Annotated in this window: 16 protein-coding genes and 1 tRNA gene; 11 read left to right on the top strand and 6 right to left on the bottom strand. The window is 66.6% G+C overall.

Annotated elements, in window-relative coordinates:
* Positions 1-296 precede the first annotated feature (296 nt).
* The 7 genes from EBN1_RS03245 (at position 297) to grxD (ending at position 6,410) form a co-directional block, all read left to right on the top strand.
* The gene (locus tag EBN1_RS03245) at positions 297-983 is read left to right on the top strand and encodes a response regulator transcription factor (protein WP_011236477.1); all 687 of its coding nucleotides are present in this window, start codon (positions 297-299) and stop codon (positions 981-983) included.
* A complete protein-coding gene (locus EBN1_RS03240) occupies positions 958-2,445 on the top strand; it encodes a sensor histidine kinase (RefSeq protein ID WP_041645654.1) in 1,488 nt (495 codons plus the stop codon). The genes EBN1_RS03245 and EBN1_RS03240 overlap by 26 nt, the downstream gene beginning before the upstream one ends.
* Positions 2,446-2,529: 84 nt before the next feature.
* Positions 2,530-2,605, top strand: a tRNA-Phe gene (locus EBN1_RS03235).
* Between the two features lie 142 nt (positions 2,606-2,747).
* Entirely contained in the window at positions 2,748-4,004 is a 1,257-nt protein-coding gene (hemA, locus tag EBN1_RS03230; RefSeq protein WP_011236475.1) for a glutamyl-tRNA reductase, read from the top strand.
* Between the two features lie 46 nt (positions 4,005-4,050).
* A complete protein-coding gene (gene prfA, locus EBN1_RS03225) occupies positions 4,051-5,130 on the top strand; it encodes a peptide chain release factor 1 (RefSeq protein ID WP_011236474.1) in 1,080 nt (359 codons plus the stop codon).
* 7 nt (positions 5,131-5,137) lie between these two features.
* Positions 5,138-5,974 (top strand): peptide chain release factor N(5)-glutamine methyltransferase, encoded by an 837-nt coding sequence (prmC, locus tag EBN1_RS03220; RefSeq protein ID WP_041646882.1) that lies wholly within the window; start codon positions 5,138-5,140, stop codon positions 5,972-5,974.
* 106 nt (positions 5,975-6,080) lie between these two features.
* A complete protein-coding gene (gene grxD, locus EBN1_RS03215) occupies positions 6,081-6,410 on the top strand; it encodes a Grx4 family monothiol glutaredoxin (protein ID WP_011236472.1) in 330 nt (109 codons plus the stop codon).
* Positions 6,411-6,440: 30 nt separating this feature from the next.
* On the opposite strand, the gene EBN1_RS03210 is transcribed toward grxD, so the two are convergent.
* The 5 genes from EBN1_RS03210 to argH form a co-directional block, all read right to left on the bottom strand.
* Positions 6,441-7,547, bottom strand: coding sequence for a nucleotidyltransferase domain-containing protein (locus EBN1_RS03210; RefSeq protein WP_011236471.1), 1,107 nt, complete (start codon positions 7,545-7,547; stop codon positions 6,441-6,443).
* Positions 7,544-8,413 (bottom strand): HprK-related kinase A, encoded by an 870-nt coding sequence (locus EBN1_RS03205; RefSeq protein WP_011236470.1) that lies wholly within the window; start codon positions 8,411-8,413, stop codon positions 7,544-7,546. The genes EBN1_RS03210 and EBN1_RS03205 overlap by 4 nt, the downstream gene beginning before the upstream one ends.
* Positions 8,410-8,685, bottom strand: a complete 276-nt coding sequence (locus tag EBN1_RS03200; RefSeq protein WP_041645652.1) for a hypothetical protein — start codon at positions 8,683-8,685, stop codon at positions 8,410-8,412. The genes EBN1_RS03205 and EBN1_RS03200 overlap by 4 nt, the downstream gene beginning before the upstream one ends.
* A gap of 12 nt (positions 8,686-8,697) precedes the next feature.
* Positions 8,698-9,225, bottom strand: coding sequence for a hypothetical protein (locus EBN1_RS03195; protein WP_011236469.1), 528 nt, complete (start codon positions 9,223-9,225; stop codon positions 8,698-8,700).
* Positions 9,226-9,545: 320 nt separating this feature from the next.
* Positions 9,546-10,943 (bottom strand): argininosuccinate lyase, encoded by a 1,398-nt coding sequence (argH, locus tag EBN1_RS03190; protein WP_011236468.1) that lies wholly within the window; start codon positions 10,941-10,943, stop codon positions 9,546-9,548.
* Between the two features lie 178 nt (positions 10,944-11,121).
* Here argH and EBN1_RS03185 point away from each other — a divergent pair, with 178 nt between their 5' ends.
* Entirely contained in the window at positions 11,122-11,883 is a 762-nt protein-coding gene (locus tag EBN1_RS03185) for a LytR/AlgR family response regulator transcription factor (RefSeq protein WP_011236467.1), read from the top strand.
* A gap of 27 nt (positions 11,884-11,910) precedes the next feature.
* On the opposite strand, the gene ppc is transcribed toward EBN1_RS03185, so the two are convergent.
* On the bottom strand, positions 11,911-14,661 hold the full coding sequence (gene ppc / locus EBN1_RS03180; RefSeq protein WP_041645647.1) for a phosphoenolpyruvate carboxylase: 2,751 nt from the start codon (positions 14,659-14,661) through the stop codon (positions 11,911-11,913).
* A 223-nt stretch (positions 14,662-14,884) separates the two neighbouring features.
* On the opposite strand from ppc, the gene hemC reads away from it, so the two are divergent.
* The 3 genes from hemC (at position 14,885) to EBN1_RS03165 (ending at position 17,919) form a co-directional block, all read left to right on the top strand.
* Entirely contained in the window at positions 14,885-15,829 is a 945-nt protein-coding gene (gene hemC / locus EBN1_RS03175) for a hydroxymethylbilane synthase (RefSeq protein ID WP_011236465.1), read from the top strand.
* 28 nt (positions 15,830-15,857) lie between these two features.
* Positions 15,858-16,625 carry a uroporphyrinogen-III synthase gene (locus EBN1_RS03170; RefSeq protein ID WP_049780160.1) on the top strand — a complete coding sequence of 256 codons (768 nt, stop codon included), beginning with the start codon at positions 15,858-15,860 and terminating at the stop codon, positions 16,623-16,625.
* Positions 16,626-16,776: 151 nt separating this feature from the next.
* A complete protein-coding gene (locus tag EBN1_RS03165) occupies positions 16,777-17,919 on the top strand; it encodes a uroporphyrinogen-III C-methyltransferase (protein ID WP_241762797.1) in 1,143 nt (380 codons plus the stop codon).
* Positions 17,920-17,932 lie beyond the last annotated feature (13 nt).

Below are 17,932 nucleotides of genomic sequence, written 5' to 3'. Positions count from 1 at the left end.
AGGTTCGCCTCGTGCTTCCGGGCTTTCGGGCCCGGCGGCGCCAAAGCAAACGGCTCCGCTGCGGCGGGGCCGTTTGCTTTGGCGTGAGCGTGGACGTGTCGACGTGCCACTTTGCGGAAAGGTGGGATAATTGATTGGTCGTCAGGAAAAAAGGGCAGGGAGCGCCGTTTGTGTGAACGGGCGCTCCCCGGAATGTGCGCGCCGAAAGGCATCCACATTCCCCGGGCCGGTAATAGGAGAACAGCGGACGCAAGACTAGGCGTGCCCGCTTACGGACAACTTACATCCATATTTCCATGCGGATCCTTCTTGCTGAAGATGACCAAGTCATTGCCAACGGCCTCGGACGGGCCCTCAAGCGCAGCGGTTACGCCGTCGATCACGTCGCTTCCGGCAGCGAGGCGGATACCGCGCTGGCCACCCAGACATACGATCTGCTGATTCTCGACCTCGGCCTGCCGAAGCTCCCCGGGATTGACGTCCTGAAACGCCTGCGCGCGCGCAAATCGGCGCTGCCGGTGCTGATCCTCACTGCCCAGGACGGGGTCGAGGAGCGTGTGCGAGGGCTCGATGCCGGGGCGGACGACTACCTGACGAAACCTTTCGCGCTGCCGGAACTGGAGGCGCGTGTCCGGGCGCTGACGCGACGCGGCACCGGGCAGCCGCGCTGCATCGAAATCGGCAGCCTTTCGTACGACCAGGCTGATCGAGTGGCGAAGATCAACGGGCAGGTCGTCGAATTGTCGGCGCGGGAAGTCGGCCTGCTCGAAGTCTTCGCCCTGCGGGTCGGGCGACTCGTGAGCAAGGACCAGATCGTGGATCACCTGTGCGGCTGGGGGGAAGAGGTCTCGAGCAATGCGATCGAGGTCTACGTCCACCGGCTGCGCAAGAAGCTCGAAGACAGCGGTGTACGCATCGTCACCGTGCGCGGACTCGGCTACTGCCTGGAAAACCCGGATGCGGTCCAGACGGCGAAAGCCTGACAAGACGGCGGCAGCGAATCGGCCTCCGGCGCAGCCGAACTCGCTGTTCGGCGAGATCCTCGACTGGATGCTCGCGCCACTGCTGTTCCTGTGGCCGATCTCCATCATCGTCACGCACAACGTCGCCGACAATCTCGCGAACCAGCCCTACGATCGGGCGATGGCCGACAGCGTGCGGGCGCTCGGGCGCCTCGTGTCGATCGAAGGCGGGAATATCGCGGTGCATTTTCCTGCGCCGCCGCGGGCGCTGTTTCGCGCCGACCAGGACGACACCGTCTATTACCAGGTCGCCGACAGCAGCGGCGAAGTCGTCACCGGAGACCGTGAAATTTCCTCGGTCTTGCCGCCGGCGACCGTGGTCGCGGAGGAGGTGCTGTACCGCGACGACGTGATTCACGGCGAAGAGGTGCGCATCGCCTACCAGTTTCTGCGCGCCTGGCCTGAACCCGCCAGCCCGCTGGTGCTGGTGCAGGTGGCCGAGACGCGCAACAAGCGCAGCGACCTTGCGTCCCGCGTCGTGACCGGCGTGCTGCTGCCCCAGTTCGCGATCATCCCGATCGCGGTCGTGCTCGTATGGGTTGGCCTGACACGCGGTATTGCGCCGTTGAACCGGCTGCAGAGACTGATCCGCCGCCGGCGTCCGACCGACCTGTCGCCGATCGCTGCGGCGAGCGTTCCGGAGGAAGTGCGGCCGGTGATCGTCGCATTCAACGACATGATGGCGCGCCTCGAAGAGAACCTGCAGGCGCAGCAGCGTTTCATCGCCGACGCCGCCCACCAGATGCGCACGCCGCTGACCGGCCTGAAGATGCAGACCGACCTCGCGCTGCTCGAAACGGACCCCGAGCAACTGCGCGAGTCGTTGCAGCGCATCGCGGACAGTACTGACCGGGCAAGTCATCTGATCACCCAGCTGCTCTCGCTTGCCCGCGCGGAAGCGAGCTTCGAAAAACTGTACGCGGTGGAGCAGGTGGACCTCGATGCGATGGTGCGCGACGTGGCGCTCGAGCTGTATCCACGTGCCCAGGCGAAAGGAATCGACCTGGGGGTCGAGGATGCAGGGCGGCCGTTGCCGATCGAGGGCAATCCGGTGCTGCTGCGCGAACTGATCAAGAACCTGCTCGACAACGCGATCAAATACACCCCGCATGGCGGCAGCGTCACGGCGCGAACCCGCGTTGCGGGAGCGATCGTTTTGGAGATCGAAGATACCGGCACCGGCATTCCGGAAGCGGACCGCGAGCGCGTCTTCGAACGCTTCTATCGGGTGCTTGGAAGTGGCGTGGACGGCTCGGGCCTGGGGTTGCCGATCGTGCGGGAGATCGCCGAGCTGCACCGCGCCACGGTGACGCTGAATCCGAACCCGGCAGGTCCGGGTACGACCGCACAAGTCCTGTTCCCGCGCGGCTCGCTGGTCACCCCGCCGGCCCAGCCTTTCCTCCCGTCATTTTCGGTAACCTGAGGAGCCTGCGTGCCGTAGGGCAGAAACGATTTTTGCATAGGTGATTGACGACGGTCCCGATTCGGCTATAATGCGCGCTTTCCCGGCCAGGTAGCTCAGTTGGTAGAGCAGCGGATTGAAAATCCGCGTGTCGGCGGTTCGATTCCGTCCCTGGCCACCAGAACACGAAAACGGGTCGGCAAATGCCGGCCCGTTTTCTTTCGGGCTGCTGAATGCCTGCCAGAACTGCCTGATTTTGCTCAATCTTTCGCAGTTTCGCGGAGTGCTATAATTCGCGGCATTACGCTCCCCTGCGATCGCGCATGCAACTTTATGCTCTTGGCCTGAATCATCATACGGCGCCGCTCACGATTCGCGAGCAGGTGGCGTTTCAGCCCGAGCGGTTGGACGACGCGCTGCATGATCTGACGCACGAGCGGACGGTCCGCGAGGCGGCAATCCTGTCGACCTGCAATCGCACCGAACTGTACTTCGCCACCGAGCAACCGCAGCACGCTGCCGACTGGCTGGCGCGTTTTCATCACATGCCGTTGAGCGAAGTCTCGCCGTATCTCTACACCTATCCGCAACGCGATGCGATTCGGCATGTCTTCCGCGTCGCGAGCGGGCTCGACTCGATGGTGCTCGGCGAGCCGCAGATCCTCGGCCAGGTGAAGGACGCCGTCCGCCGTGCCGAAGAAGCCGGGACAATGGGCACGCTGCTGCACAAACTGTTCCAGAATACTTTCGCCGTCGCGAAGGAGGTGCGCTCGACGACGGCGATCGGGGCGAACATCGTGTCGATGGCGGCGGCGGCGCTGCATCTTTCCGAGCGCATTTTCGAGCGGATGTCGGACCAGCGCGTGCTCTTCATCGGCGCCGGCGAGATGATCGAACTGTGTGCCGCGTATTTTGCCGGGGCGTGCCCGAAGCGGATCGCGGTCGCGAACCGCACCGAAGCGCGGGCGCAGTTGGTCGCGCATCGCTTCGGGGCCGAAGTGATGCGGCTCGACGTGGTCGGCGAGATGCTGCCGCATTTCGACGTCGTGGTGTCCTGTACGGCCAGCCCGCTGCCGATCGTCGGCTTGGGCATGGTCGAACGCGCCATCAAGGCGCGCCGCCACCGTCCGATCGTGATGGTCGATCTCGCGGTGCCGCGCGACATCGAAGCCGAAGTCGGCGAGCTCGACGACGTTTTCCTGTACACCGTCGATGATCTCGCGCAGATCGTCGATGCGGGTCTCGAGTCGCGACAGCAGGCCGTGCTGGAAGCCGAGGAGATCATCGATTCGCGCGTCAATGGTTTCCTGCACTGGATGCAGGCGCGTGATGCGGTGCCGACGATTCGCGCGCTGCGCCAGCACGCAGAGACGGTGCGCGCGGTCGAACTGGAGCGGGCAACGCGTCTGCTGGCAAAAGGCGAAGACCCGCGGAAAGTGCTCGATGCGCTCAGTCATGGGTTGATCAACAAGCTGATGCATAGTCCGACCCGTTACCTCAATCAGTCCGAAGGCGAGCAGCAGGCCGATGCGAGCCGGCTCGTGCAGCAGTTGTTCAACCTCAGCAACTCCCCCGATTAGTCGTCGGCCCCCAACCTGTTTCGTTTTCCAGTCGATCCCGCCCTTCATGAAGCAGAGCATCCGCGACAAGCTCGAACTCCTGACCCACCGCCTGGCGGAACTCGATCGCGAGTTGTCGTCCGGGGACGCCGTGCGTGACATGGATGGATTCCGTTCGCTCGGGCGCGAGCGCGCCGAGATCGAACCGGTTGTCGCCTTGTACGGCGCTTACCGCCAGGCCGAGGCCGACTGCGAGAGCGCGCGCGCGATGCTGGCCGACGCGGAGATGCGCGAGCTGGCCGAGAGCGAGCTCGAAACGGGGGCGGTGCGCCTGCAGGCGCTGGAGGCCGAACTGCAGTGTGCGCTGCTGCCGTGCGACCCGAGCGACGAGCGCAACCTGTTTCTCGAAGTGCGTGCCGGCACCGGGGGGGACGAAGCTTCGCTGTTCGCCGGCGACCTGCTGCGCATGTATACGCGCTATGCCGAACGCCAGCGCTGGAAAGTCGAGATCGTGTCGTCGAGCCCATCGGATCTGGGCGGCTACAAGGAAGTGATCCTGCGCATCGCCGGCGCCGGGGCGTATTCGAAGCTCAAGTTCGAATCCGGCGGGCATCGTGTGCAGCGCATCCCGGTGACGGAAACGCAGGGACGCATCCATACTTCCGCCTGCACGGTGGCGGTGATGCCCGAGGCCGATGAAGTCGAAGCGGTGAACATCAATCCCGCCGACCTGCGCATCGACACGTTCCGCGCCAGCGGCGCGGGCGGCCAGCACATCAACAAGACCGATTCGGCAGTACGCATCACGCACCTTCCGACCGGCATCGTCGTCGAGTGCCAGGACGATCGTTCCCAGCATCGCAACCGCGCGCAGGCGATGTCGGTGCTCGCCGCGCGCATCCAGGACAGGCAATTGCGCGAGCAGCAGGCGCGCGAGGCCGCCACGCGCAAGAGCCTGGTCGGCAGTGGCGACCGGTCCGAGCGCATCCGCACATACAACTATCCGCAGGGGCGCGTCACGGATCATCGCATCAACCTGACGCTCTACAAGCTCGATGCGGTGATGCAGGGCGATCTGGACGAGCTCGTCGATGCGCTGACGCGGGAGCACCAGGCCGATCAGCTGGCGGCGCTGGGAGGCGGGTGACGTGAAAATGGCCGAAGCGACTCCCCACATCGGCGGCGCGCTGAACTGGGCACGAGCGCGGATCGCGGTCGTCGATGCGCGCATTCTGCTGCGCCACGTGCTGCAGTGCTCGGCGGCACGCCTCGCGGCGTACCCGGAAGCCAGGCTCGAAGCCCCGGAGTGGGCTGAATTCCGCTCGCTCGTCGAGCGGCGCGAGGCGGGTGAGCCGGTGGCTTATCTGACCGGCGAGCGGGAGTTCTTCGGCCATCCGTTCATCGTGACACCGGCGGTGCTGATTCCGCGTCCCGACACCGAGCTGCTGGTGGAACTGGCGCTGGCGCATTTCGGCGACAAGCCACATACGCGCGTGCTCGACCTCGGTACCGGGAGCGGCGCGCTCGCGATCAGCCTCGCGCTGGAGCTGCCGCAGGCCGATGTCGTCGCAGTCGATCGGTCGCGCGAGGCGCTGTGGGTCGCGATGGCGAACGCGGCACGCTTGCGGGCGAGCATTTCCTTTGTGCTCGGCGACTGGTTTTCTTCGCTTGGCGACGACCACTATCAACTCATCGTTGCGAACCCGCCTTATATCGCGGCAGCCGACCCGCATCTCGACGAGGGTGACGTGCGCTTCGAACCGAGCACCGCGCTTGTCGCGGGCCCCGACGGGCTCGACGACCTCGCGGCCATCGCCGCGCAGGCCCCACGTCACCTCGAACCCGGTGGCTGGCTGTTCATGGAACACGGCTTCGACCAGGCTGCCGCGGTGCGCGGGCTGCTGACCGATGGCGGGTTTTCGTCGATCGCGTCCTGGAAGGATCTGGCGGGCATCGAGCGGGTGTCGGGAGGGCAATGGCGCGGTCGCTGATCGCGGCAAGTCCCGCGCTCGCACGGCGTGCGGAGGCTATTGACGCGTGCGGCGTCCATCCATAGAATTACCCGACTGAAACACTCAACTTTTTAGGATATAGACCATGGACACCCAGGAAGTCATCCGCGAACAGGTCACCACGAACCCCGTCGTCCTGTACATGAAGGGCACGCCCCAGTTCCCGCAGTGCGGCTTCTCATCGACCGCCGTGCAGATCCTCAAGAACAGCGGCGTGCCGAAGTTCTTCTCGGTGAACGTTCTCGAGAACGACGAAATCCGTAACGGCATCAAGCAGTTCGCCAACTGGCCGACGATCCCGCAGCTGTACGTGAACGGTGAATTCGTCGGGGGCTGCGACATCATGCGCGAGATGTATGAAAACGGCGAGCTGCAGGAAGTTCTGAAGAGCGCCGGAGCAACGCAGCAAGGTTGATCCGGCTTTATCGAATTGCCCGCCGGCGCCTCACGGCGGGCTTTTTCGTGCCGGCCGTCCCGCCGGCTGTACCAGTCGGGCCCGCATCCTCAATGCCGTCTTGCGCGCGAGATGCGGGAACAGCATCGGCAGGGGCATGCGAAGCCAGTGATAACGCGCGAGCATCGCCGCGCGAGCGAGGCGAACGGCTGTCGGGGGCGGGAAGTCCGGATTCGACGGCAGTAACGCGCGCGGCACCAGCCAGTCCATCAGACGCTGCGAGGTCGCGCCGGGGGAATCGAGTCGCTCGAACCCCCTTGGGGCGGTCGGTGTGTTGAGCCACGCTTGCGCGAAATGCAGCCCGTACCACAAAGGCCGCTGCAGCCCCAACTCCTGAGCGCGGGCGACAAGGCGCTCCGGGAAATCTTCCTGTTGAAAAAAGCGGCGCAACAGGGCGTCAATGTCGACGATCTCGCGGACTCGCAAGGCAAGGTCGCCGTCATGAAAGCAGTGCACGCACGCATGCAGCACCTGGTCTTCGGGGCACAGGACCCGGAACACCGAGTCGGGAACTGGCACGCTGGCCTCGAACAGCGGGCGGGCGTCGAAGTGGAGGGTGCCGGTTACCGGCGTGATCGCATGATGCAGGTCCACCTCCAGCACCCGGCCGGGAAAACGCATCGGCAGCGTCTCGTGGCTCCAGTCGCGGTAATAGCGCTCGTCATAGGCGTCGAGCGGGGCAGCGACCCAGCCCGCAGCGCGTAGCCGCTGTTCCACCGGCCGCAAGTGCGCTTTCGGCACCAGAAGGTCGACATCCGACGCAAAACGGCCGCGCGCCATCCCCCCCTGCAACGCGTAGGCGCCGCCTTTCAGCGCAATGACTGGAAAAGTGACGTCGCGCAGCAGCGCAGCGAGCGCGTCGAGTTCGCCGAGCAGCATGCGGGCGTTGAATGCGGCGATTCGGCTGGCCGACACCAAATGTCGGCGCACCGGTTCGGGCAGGTCGCTGTTGCCGTCGTTTGAGGCGGCGAGGCGGCCGTGCAAGCCGGTCATGCGGGCGAGACGGAGCACATGTTCCCATCGCGCTGTGTCAATGTGAAGCGGTTCGCGCATTCCCCGCAGCAACAGTTCGAGTTCGGTCGGCAGCCGCGGTTTCACGGCGCCGCCACGAACAAATGCTCGATGTGGTCGATGGCGGCCCCGAGGTCCCCGTATTCGAGTTCGCAGGCTTTTACCGACCGGGCGAGCCGTGTGACAGCATGAAAGCCGATCGGGCCGAGGCTGCGGTAGTTGAAACTGTTGAGGCCGAGGCGCATCGCCGCCTCGGCCGTGGACAGCGTGTTGGAGCGCAGCGGCGCGCCATCGCGATAGCGCGGGAAGATCACTAACCTCGGTGTGGCGGTGCGGTGGCGATCGGCGATGCTGGCCGGGTTCGGCACGAAGTGTGCGACATCGCCTTTGCGCGTTTTCGGGAATACGGGGCCGAGCACGGCTCCGGGCAGACCACCGATAACGTCGATTGAGCGATTCTTCAGTGCAGCGGGCTTCAGCAGGGGCCGTACGTGCCCGGATTCCGGGTCGACGACGCCGAATTCATCCGAGAGAAAGCGCCAGCCGGCGAGGTGGAGCGCACAGGTCAGCGTACTCTTGCCCGAGCCGGGGGCCGCCGGCAGGATCAGCGCATGCTCCCCCCGCGCCAGCACGCCGGCATGAAGCAGCAGATAGGCGTTGAGGCGCTGCGCGAGCAACCAGTTGCTGCCCCATTCGAACAGCGGGAGCGCGCCGTGCAGGGGATAGGGCTCGAAGGGGCGAACCCCCTCGGACCAAAGCGCCACCTGCCGTCGGCCCAGCCGCCACGCGGGGCCCGGCCACAGCGCAACGCGAATGTCAGCGAAAAACCCCGCGTCGTTGTCACTGCGACGGCCGTAAATGAAATCGAGCTGCTCCTGGAACTTCAATATCGGTGAGGTCACCGCGATACGGGCCGCGCCGAGATCGAGCAGGCGGTAGTCGAGGCGCCTCAAACTGCGCCTTCGTCGCGACCACGGCCGAGGCCCGCAAGGGAATGCGCGAGGTGCTCGAGGCCTGGAGGCCAGCCGCCGGCGGCATGAATCTCGCGCACAAATTCATCGAAGCGTGACGCCTCGATCGCGGAGGCTGCCTCACGCAGCACCTGGACCGCCCCTTCGCTGAGCAAATGCGTGTCCCACCACACGGGGTCCAGAAAAAGAAACTGCCCGTCGAGCGACGGGCAGTGCGCATCCATCCATGCGCGGGGGCCATAGCGGAAGCGCATCGTACGATCCGGTCAGCCTCCGAAACCGTAGTTCGCCACGATGCCGGGGTTGATCGAGGTCAGGCACGACGAGACCGCAGGAGTGAATCCCTCGCCTTGAACGGTGTAAGTCGGGTAGGTGCCGGCCTCAATGCCATCGGGATCGAAATAAACCAGCAGCCAAGCCTTTTTCGGATAGTCACCGCTGCCGTTTGGCTTCGGGATGGCAGCTGAAATGAGAACCTCTGGATTATCGGCTCGATACACGTTGCCGTCCACCTCGAAGCCGTCTATCACCCCGTTGCCATTGCTCTGGTATCGGTTCACCTCCACCATTTTCCACGCCCAGTTGCCCCCTCCAGGTGTGGCTGGCGGTGCGGCGCCGATGAAGAACTGATTAGTACCAGTCGGGTAACCGCCATCGATCTTGGCGATGCAACTCAGGGATGCCGCCGCCAGCGGTCCGCCATAACCCAGAGTCATCACCGATGACGTCGCCAGTGCGCCCTTAAGCAAGCGTCGGCGCCGCTCGTCCGCATTGTCTTGCTTTGCCTGAGTCATTTCGAACCCCTTGTTTCAGCAACCGCCAGTGAAATCGCCGCAGCGGCTGCTTCGCTGTCAGTTCAGCCCCTTTCAACCATAGCAAATATCACGCCGAGACTGAAAAAATCTTTGCAAGTCACTGATCGAAAAGGCCGGCGCGGACCACCCTCTCGTCGCCGAGCTGCCGGCTGTAAAAAACTCCGACAGCGGCCACAGGCGGCAGGTTTCAGGAATCGGCTCGTGCTCCGTGTGCCGATACAGACGTCGGCTCCTGCACTCGTCCCGTCAGCACGCCTCTTCGTTCCGGCGCGTGGGGGGGCGACAGGGCCCGTACGGAATCAAGCATTCTTGCCCCGCGCGCGCGTGATCGCGGCGCGGACCTGTTCCGGCGCAGTGCCCCCGACATGCGCCCTCGACGCCAGCGAGCCTTCGACGGTCAGCACTGCGAACACGTCTTCGCCGACGAGCGGCGAGAAGGCGCGCAGCTCGTCGAGGCTGAAGTCCGGCAGGTCGCAGCCTTTTGCCTCGGCTGCGCGCACGGCGAGCGCAACCGCTTCATGTGCGTCGCGAAACGGCAGGCCTTTCTTGACGAGATAGTCGGCGAGGTCGGTCGCCGTTGCGTAGCCCTGCTTCAGCGCGTCGCGCATCGCGTCGGCCTTGACGCGGATGCCGGTGATCATGTCGGCGTAGATGCGCAGCGTGTCGATGACCGTGTCGGCGGTGTCGAACAGCGGCTCCTTGTCTTCCTGGTTGTCCTTGTTGTAGGCGAGCGGCTGGCCTTTCATCAGCGTCAAGAGCGCGATCAGGCTACCATTGACGCGCCCGGTCTTGCCGCGCACGAGTTCGGGCACGTCGGGGTTCTTCTTCTGCGGCATGATCGAGCTGCCGGTGCAGAAGCGGTCGGCAAGGTCGATGAAACCCACGCGCGGGCTCATCCACAGGATCAGCTCTTCGGACAAGCGCGACAGGTGGGTCATCAGCAGCGCCGAGGCGGCGCAGAATTCGATCGCGAAATCGCGGTCGCTGACGGCGTCGAGCGAATTGTGGCAGACCTCATCGAAGCCCAGCTCGCGAGCGACGAACTCGCGGTCGATCGGATAGCTTGTGCCGGCGAGCGCGGCGGCTCCGAGCGGCAGGCGGTTGACGCGCTTGCGGCAGTCTGTGAAGCGCTCGGCGTCGCGGCGGCTCATTTCAAAATAGGCCATCAGGTGGTGGCCGAAAGTCACCGGCTGGGCGACCTGCAGGTGCGTGAAGCCGGGCATCGGCGTCGCGGCGTTCGCTTCGGCCACATCGAGCAAGTTCTTCTGGAACTCGCCGATCAGCGCGAGGATCCGGTCGATCGCGTCGCGCAGCCACAGGCGGATGTCGGTCGCGACCTGGTCGTTGCGGCTGCGGCCGGTGTGCAGGCGCTTGCCGGGATTGCCGACGAGCGCGGTGAGGCGCTTCTCGATGTTGAGGTGGACGTCCTCGTCGTCGAGGTTCCACGCGAATTCGCCGCGCTCGATCTCGCCGCGGATCTGCACCATGCCGCGCTCGATGTCGGCGAGGTCGGTCGCGCCGATAATGCCTTGGCGAGCGAGCATCTTCGCGTGCGCGAGCGAGCCGCGGATGTCCTGCTGCGCCATGCGCTGGTCGAACGACACCGAGGCGGTATAGCGCTTGACGAGGTCCGAGACCGGTTCGGAAAAACGGCCGGACCACGCCTTGGCCGGCTGCGAGGAGGAGGTGTCTGTCATAATGTCCGTGGAAGGAAAACCGACCGGGAGGATCGTTCGATGCCGCGGCGGCGCAGGTTTCGTCCGTCGCGTCCGTCGCATATAAGGGGTGAAAAGTATAAAGCAAAAGCTTCGCCGGCTTCCGCCGGGCGCTTGCGACGCGGGCTTTCCCGGCGTCGCCACAACCGAGAATTCCTGCATGACCGACGCTGCTCTGCGAGTCGTCATTGTTGACGACGAGGAGCCTGCCCGCGCACGCCTCAAGGACCTGCTCGACGACATCGCGGACACGCAGCCGACGCGCGTCGTCGGCGTGGCGGCTAACGGGCTCGAAGCGTTGCGCCTGATCGAAGACCTGGCCACCGACGTCGTGCTCGCCGACATCCGCATGCCGGTCATGGACGGGGTGGAACTCGCGCGCCACCTCGGCCGTCTCGAGTGCCCCCCCGCTGTGATCTTCACAACGGCATACGATGAATACGCGGTGCAGGCGTTCGAGCTGGCAGCGACCGATTACCTGCTGAAGCCGGTGCGCGCAGCGCGGCTTGCCGAAGCGCTCGCGCGCGCACGCTGGCGTTCGCCCGCTACCGACACGCTGCTGGCCGGCCTTTCGCGCGGCGCAAGGCGCCATTTCAGCGTCAATGAGCGCGGGCGCATCGTGCTGGTGCCGCTCGCCGACGTGCTGTTTCTGCGCGCGGAACTCAAATACGTCACTGCGCGCACCGCGGGGCGCGAGTTCCTGCTCGACGAGTCGCTGGTCCAGCTCGAACAGGAGTTCCGCGATCGCTTCGTCCGCATCCATCGCAACTGCCTCGTCGCGCGCGGGGCGGTGACGGGCGTCGAGCGCGCGGGCGAGGACGACGGCGAGCCGCACTGGGACGTCGTGCTCGCCGGCCTGGCCGAACGCCTGCCGATCAGCCGGCGCCAGTGGCCGGTGGTCCGGCACACGCTCGGGTTCTGACTCTCACTCGCTGACGCCCCGACTTCATTAGCCGCTGTTGCGCAAACCGGCCGCGATGCCGTTGATCGAGATGTGGATCCCGAGCCGGATGCGCGCGTCGTCATGCGTCTCGCGATGGCGGCGCAGCAGCTCGACCTGTACGTGGTTGAGCGGATCGAGGTAGGGGAAGCGGTTGCGGATCGAGCGCTTGAGCAGCGGGTTGCCGTCGAGGAGCTCGCGCTGGCCGGTGATCGCGAGCAGCGCGTCGACGGTGTCGTGCCATTCGTTGCGGATGCGCTCGAAGATCGCATCGCGCAAGTTGACGTCCTTGACGAGCCCGGCGTAGCGTGACGCGATCGCCAGATCGGTCTTCGCCAGCACCATGTCCATGTTCGACAGCAGCGCGGCGAAGAACGACCATTCCCGATGCATCGCCTGCAGGCGGGCGATGCCGTCGTCAGCGTGGGCTGCGAGCCAGGTTTTGACTGCGCTGCCGAAGCCGAACCAGCCCGGCAGCATCAGGCGGCACTGCGACCAGCTGAACACCCAGGGGATCGCGCGCAGATCCTCGATGCGCGTGCCTTTCTTGCGCGACGCGGGCCGCGAGCCGATGTTCAGCTCGGCGATCTCCGAGATCACGGTCGATTCCCAGAAATAGCGTTCGAACCCTTCGGTGTCGTAGACCAGCCCGCGGTACGCAGCGAACGCGACGTCCGACAGCGCCTGCATCGTGTCGAGGAACTCGACGCGCGGCGCGGGAGCGCGATCGGCGAGCAGGCTCGCTTCGAGCGTCGCGGCGACGATGACTTCGAGGTTGCGCCGGCCGACTTCCGGGTTGCCATATTTCGCCGCGATCACTTCGCCCTGCTCGGTGAGCCGGATCTGCCCCTGCACCGCGCCGCCGGGTTGCGCGAGGATCGCCTCGTAGCTCGGGCCGCCGCCCCGTCCGACCGAACCGCCCCGGCCGTGGAACAGGCGCAGACGGATGCCGTGCCGCGCGAACACCTCGATCAGGCCGATCTCGGCCTTGTAGAGCGCCCAGCCCGACGTCAGGAAGCCGCCGTCCTTGTTGCTGTCGGAATAGCCGAGCATGACTTCGTGGGTGCGGTCGCGGGAGGCAGCGAGCAGGTTCATGTATCCGGGCAGCGCGAACAGGCGGTCCATCACCGACGGCGCGTTCGCGAGATCTTCGATCGTCTCGAACAGCGGGACGATATTGACGTCCAGCGCCCGTTCGTGCGGCCTCAGCAGGCCCGCCTCCTTCAGCAGCAGCGCGAGTTCGAGCAGATCGGAGACGTCGTCGGTCTTCGAGATGATGCAGTTCGGGATCGCCGGCCCCCCGTAGCGCCGGTGAGCCGCGCGCGCAGTGCGGAAGATCGCGAGCTCGCCTTCGGTCTCGTCTGAATAGCGCACGTGAGGCGATGCGAGCGGACGCGGTGTCGCGAGTTCCTCGATCAGCAGTTCGACGCGCGCCGCCTCGTCGAGCGTCGCGTAGTCGGTACCGGTTCTGGCGGTCGCAAGGAGTTCGGCGACGACGCGCTCATGCACCTCGGAATTCTGGCGCAGGTCGATCGGCGCGAGGTGAAAGCCGAACACGCGCACCGCCCGCCGCAGCCGGCGCAGCTGCCCGCGCGCGAGCGCCGCCGAGCCGTTCGCGACGAGCGAGCGGTGAATGACATCGAGATCGTCGGCGAGTTCGGCGACGGCGGCATACGGTTCGGCCACTGCCACCGGGTGGCGCGGCGGTTCGGTGCCGAGCAGCGCGTGGTGCGTCGCTGCGAGCCGCGCATAGATGCCGGAGATCGCGCGGCGGTAGGGTTCGTCGTTGCGGTGGGGAGAATGGTCGGGCGAGCGGGCGGCCAGTGCGAGCAGCGCATCGGATGCGGTGACCAGCCCGAGCGCGAGCGACAGGCGCGCGCCGAGGGCGTGCAGTTCGTCGAGATAGAAGCCGAGCACGGCCCCTGCCTGCATCGCGAGCGTGCGTTCAAGCACGTCGGCAGTGACGAAAGGATTGCCGTCGCGATCGCCGCCGATCCAGCTGCCGACCTGCAGGAACGCCGGCAGTTCGAGGCCGGCGAGCGCCGGGTCGCGGCTCACGAGCTGGTCTTCGAGGTTCGCATAGAGGTGCGGCAGCTCACGCAGGAAAGTCGCGTCGAAATACGACAGGCCGTTCGCGACTTCATCGACGACCGACAGCTTCGCCGGGCGCAGCATGCGCGTCTGCCACAGCGTCAGCACCGTGCGGCGCAGCGCCTCGTCGCTTTCCTGGCGCTCTTCGGGAGTCAGCGTCATGCGGTCGCGTGCATCGAGCAGGTGGGCGATGTCGGTCTCGCAGTTGAGGATGCTCTTGCGCTGGACTTCGGTCGGATGCGCAGTCAGCACCGGCGAGATCAGCGCGGTGTCGAAGAACGCCGCGAGCCGGGCCGGCGGCAAGCCGCTCGCCAGTGCGCGCACGAGCGCGTGCGCGACGCTGCCTTCGCGCGGCGCCGAGCCGGCGATCAGGTGCGCGCGGCTGCGGCGGATGTGATGCTGGTCCTCGGCGATGTTCGACAGGTGCGAGAAATAGCTGAACGCGCGCACGACTTCGATCGTCTGTTCGCGCGACAGCGCGTCGAGGATGCCTTCGAGTTCGAGCCGTGCCGCGTTGTCATCGTCGCGGCGGAAGCGCACCGAAGTCTGGCGGATGCGCTCGATGAGGGCGAATGCCGCTTCGCCGTGCTGGTCGCGCACGGTGTCGCCCAGCACGCGGCCGAGCAGCCGGATGTCTTCGCGCAGCGGGGCGTCCTTGTCTTCAGTCATGGTCTGTTCCGGGTGTGGGTGGCTACGTTGTGGGAGCGGCCGGTTGGCTCGCCGGCTGACGTGATGGGGACTTGCGCCCGCCGGGGCACGAAAGGCGCAATTTGCACCCATGCTAGAATGCCGCCCAGCCCGTGCGCCATTGGCGCCAACCCTGATGTTGCATTGCGGCAACCCTTTGCTGCGAGCGGCACCGATCCATTCCTCCGTGACGAGTCTGCCCACCGTGAGCGCTACCCCTGACTTTCCCGCCCCCGAACGCCTCGTAATCGCCACTCGCGAAAGCCGTCTAGCACTGTGGCAGGCCGAACACGTCAAGGCTCGGCTCGAGGCGCTCTACCCGGGCTGTCGCGTCGAGCTGCTCGGCATGACCACGCGCGGCGACCAGATCCTCGACCGTCCGCTCGCGAAGGTCGGCGGCAAGGGGCTGTTCGTCAAGGAACTCGAAGCCGCGCTGCTCGAGGAGCGCGCCGACATCGCGGTGCATTCGATGAAGGACGTGCCGATGCAGCTGGCCGAACCGTTCGCGCTGCCGTGCATCTCGGCGCGCGAAGTGCCGCTCGACGCGTTTGTGTCGCCGCGCTACGCGAGCCTCGCCGACATGCCGCCGGGCACGGTCGTCGGCACGTCATCGCTGCGCCGCGAATCGCAGCTGCATGCGCAGTTCCCGTTCCTGGCGGTCACGAGCCTGCGCGGCAACCTCGACACGCGCCTGCGCAAGCTCGACGAGGGGCAGTACGACGCGATCATTCTCGCCGCCGCCGGACTGCGGCGCTTAGGGCTTGCCGACCGCATCCGTGCCGAACTGCCGTCCGAGGTGTCGCTGCCGGCGGCCGGGCAGGGCGCGCTCGGCATCGAATGCCTGGCGAAGCGCACCGACATCGCGGCCTGGCTCGCGCCGTTGAACGATGCCGACACTTCCGCGTGCGTGCGCGCCGAGCGCGCCGTCGCGCGCGCGCTCGCGGGCAGCTGCGAAGTGCCGCTCGGCGCCTACGCCGAGATCCGCGCCGGCCGGCTGTGGCTGCGCGGTTTCGTCGCGCTGCCCGATGGCAGCCGCATGGTCCGCGCCGAACGCGAAGGCGATGCCGCCGATGCCGAAGGGCTCGGCCTCGCACTGGCCGACGACTTGCGCGCGCAAGGGGCCGAAGACATCCTCGCGCGGCTGGGGTGAGCCCGGTCCGGACGGCACAGGCTTGTCGATGACGCGCAATACGCTCTGCGGACGTCACGTCGCAGTCACTCGCCCGGTGGGGCAGGCCGACAGCCTGTGCGAGGCGATCGCTGCACGCGGCGGCATTCCGGTGTGCTTTCCGGTGCTCGCGATCGGCGCCGTCGATGGCGCACGACTCGACGACATAGCCACCCGGCTCGATCAGTTCGATCTCGCGTTTTTCGTCAGTCCGAACGCCGTGCAGCACGCGCTCACGCCGATCCTCGCGCGGCGCGCCTGGCCGCAGCGAGTGGTGGTCGCGACTGTCGGCAAGGGGAGCGAGCGGGCGCTCGCGGCGTTCGGTTTTCGCTCCGTCGTCGCGCCGGCGAGTGGTTTCGACAGCGAGTCCGTGCTCGCCCTTCCGGAATTCCGGCCCGAAGCGGTGCGTGGCCGGCGGATCGTGATCTTCCGCGGCGACGGCGGTCGCGACCTGCTCGGCGAAACCTTGCGCGAACACGGCGCCGACGTCGAATACGTGAGCTGCTATCGCCGCTTCCAGCCCGACCAGGATCCGGCCCCGCTGCTCGACCTCGCGCGGCGCGGCGCACTCGACGCGATCACGCTCACCAGCAGCGAAGGTGTCGCGAAGCTCGTCGCCATCGTCGGCGCCGAGGGCCTGCGCCTGCTGTGCCCGGTGCCGATCTTCGCGCCGCACTCGAGAATTGCGGCGCACGCGCGCGCAGCCGGCTTCGTGCGTGTCGTCGAAACCGGCCCCGGCGACGAAGGGCTCATTCGCGCACTCGAATCTCATTTCTAGCGACCTCGGTTAAACTCTCGGCATGAAAGAAGAAATCCCAGCGCTTTCCCAGCCTCCGCGTTCCGATACTCCATCCGGATCGGCGCCATCCACCTCGTCCTCCACTCCGGCGGCTTCCTCCTCGAAGCGTGGCGGCGGCGTCGCGACTGCCGTGGCGCTGGTCGCGCTCGCCGCCGCCGGGCTCGCCGCCTGGCAGGTATACGAGCTGCGCTCTGGCGCCATCGAGATTCGCGAGGAAGTCGCCCAGCGCCTGGCGGCAAGCGATTCCGCGCTCGCCGAAGCGCGGGGATCGGCGCGCCAGCAGCAGGAGTCGATCGCGTCGCTGCAGGGCAAGATCGGCGCGCTCGAGGCGCACGTCGCGGCCACCGAAGGGCAGGCCGCCGCGCTCGAGAATCTCTACCAGGAGTTTTCGCGCACGCGGGACGACCGGATCGTCGCCGAGACGGAGCAGGCGATCGGCATCGCCGCGCAGCAACTGCAGCTGGCCGGCAACCCCGAAGCCGCGCTGATCGCGTTGCAGGGGGCCGAAGCGCGGCTCGCGGCGCAGGACCGTGGCCAGTTCCAGGCCCTGCGGCGCGCGCTGGTGCGTGACATCGAGCGGCTCCAGACTGCGCCGCAAGTCGATGTGCCCGGCATCGCGCTGCGCCTGGAGATGCTGCTCGAGCGTGTCGACACGCTGCCGCTGGCTTTCGCCGGGCAACTCGACGATCCTGCTGCCGCCCGCAACGCGGGGGCGAGCGCGCCGGAAGGTGCTTCGACCGAGCCGTCGGTGATCGATTTCATCACCGGACTGGCGCGCGACATCTGGCGCGAAATGCTGACGCTGGTGCGAATCGAGCGTCTCGACCAGTCGGAACCCGTGCTGCTGGCGCCGGCGCAAAGCACCTACCTGCGCGAGAATCTCAAGATTCGCCTGCTGACCGCGCGGCTCGCGCTGCTCGCGCGCGACGGCCGGACTTTCGCCGCCGATCTGGCGCAGGCGCAGGGCTGGATCGAACGCTTTTTCGACCAGCGCGACCCGGCCGTCCAGGAAACGCTCGCCGAACTCGCGGCGCTGCAGGCATTGCCGGTCAAGGTCGAGCAGCCGACGCCGACCGAAAGCCTCGGCGCACTGCGAATGCTGCAGGCACGCTCGGCCGAGAGCCGGCGGCCGATCAACGGAGCACCGGCGCCCGCGGGTGGTGCCGCTTCCGGTGCCCGCCGTTCGCACGATGAGGCGGTTTCCGCTCCCACGATCCCGTCGCCGCCTGCTCCGCCTGCGCGCGAGCAGGGGCCGGGCGCCGGCGAGCGTTGAGGAGAGGCCCGGG

This window comes from Aromatoleum aromaticum EbN1, from assembly GCF_000025965.1.
GTDB lineage: Bacteria > Pseudomonadota > Gammaproteobacteria > Burkholderiales > Rhodocyclaceae > Aromatoleum > Aromatoleum aromaticum.
Note: the sequence above shows the minus strand (reverse complement) of the source record. Positions and strands in the feature narration are given on the sequence as shown.

Coding starts and splice junctions, on each gene's coding strand:
- EBN1_RS03245 (WP_011236477.1), top strand. CDS start 297: ATGCGGATCCTTCTTGCTGAAGATGACCAAGTCATTGCCAACGGCCTC.
- EBN1_RS03240 (WP_041645654.1), top strand. CDS start 958: ATGCGGTCCAGACGGCGAAAGCCTGACAAGACGGCGGCAGCGAATCGG.
- hemA (WP_011236475.1), top strand. CDS start 2,748: ATGCAACTTTATGCTCTTGGCCTGAATCATCATACGGCGCCGCTCACG.
- prfA (WP_011236474.1), top strand. CDS start 4,051: ATGAAGCAGAGCATCCGCGACAAGCTCGAACTCCTGACCCACCGCCTG.
- prmC (WP_041646882.1), top strand. CDS start 5,138: ATGGCCGAAGCGACTCCCCACATCGGCGGCGCGCTGAACTGGGCACGA.
- grxD (WP_011236472.1), top strand. CDS start 6,081: ATGGACACCCAGGAAGTCATCCGCGAACAGGTCACCACGAACCCCGTC.
- EBN1_RS03200 (WP_041645652.1), bottom strand. CDS start 8,685: ATGCGCTTCCGCTATGGCCCCCGCGCATGGATGGATGCGCACTGCCCG.
- EBN1_RS03195 (WP_011236469.1), bottom strand. CDS start 9,225: ATGACTCAGGCAAAGCAAGACAATGCGGACGAGCGGCGCCGACGCTTG.
- argH (WP_011236468.1), bottom strand. CDS start 10,943: ATGACAGACACCTCCTCCTCGCAGCCGGCCAAGGCGTGGTCCGGCCGT.
- EBN1_RS03185 (WP_011236467.1), top strand. CDS start 11,122: ATGACCGACGCTGCTCTGCGAGTCGTCATTGTTGACGACGAGGAGCCT.
- ppc (WP_041645647.1), bottom strand. CDS start 14,661: ATGACTGAAGACAAGGACGCCCCGCTGCGCGAAGACATCCGGCTGCTC.
- EBN1_RS03170 (WP_049780160.1), top strand. CDS start 15,858: ATGACGCGCAATACGCTCTGCGGACGTCACGTCGCAGTCACTCGCCCG.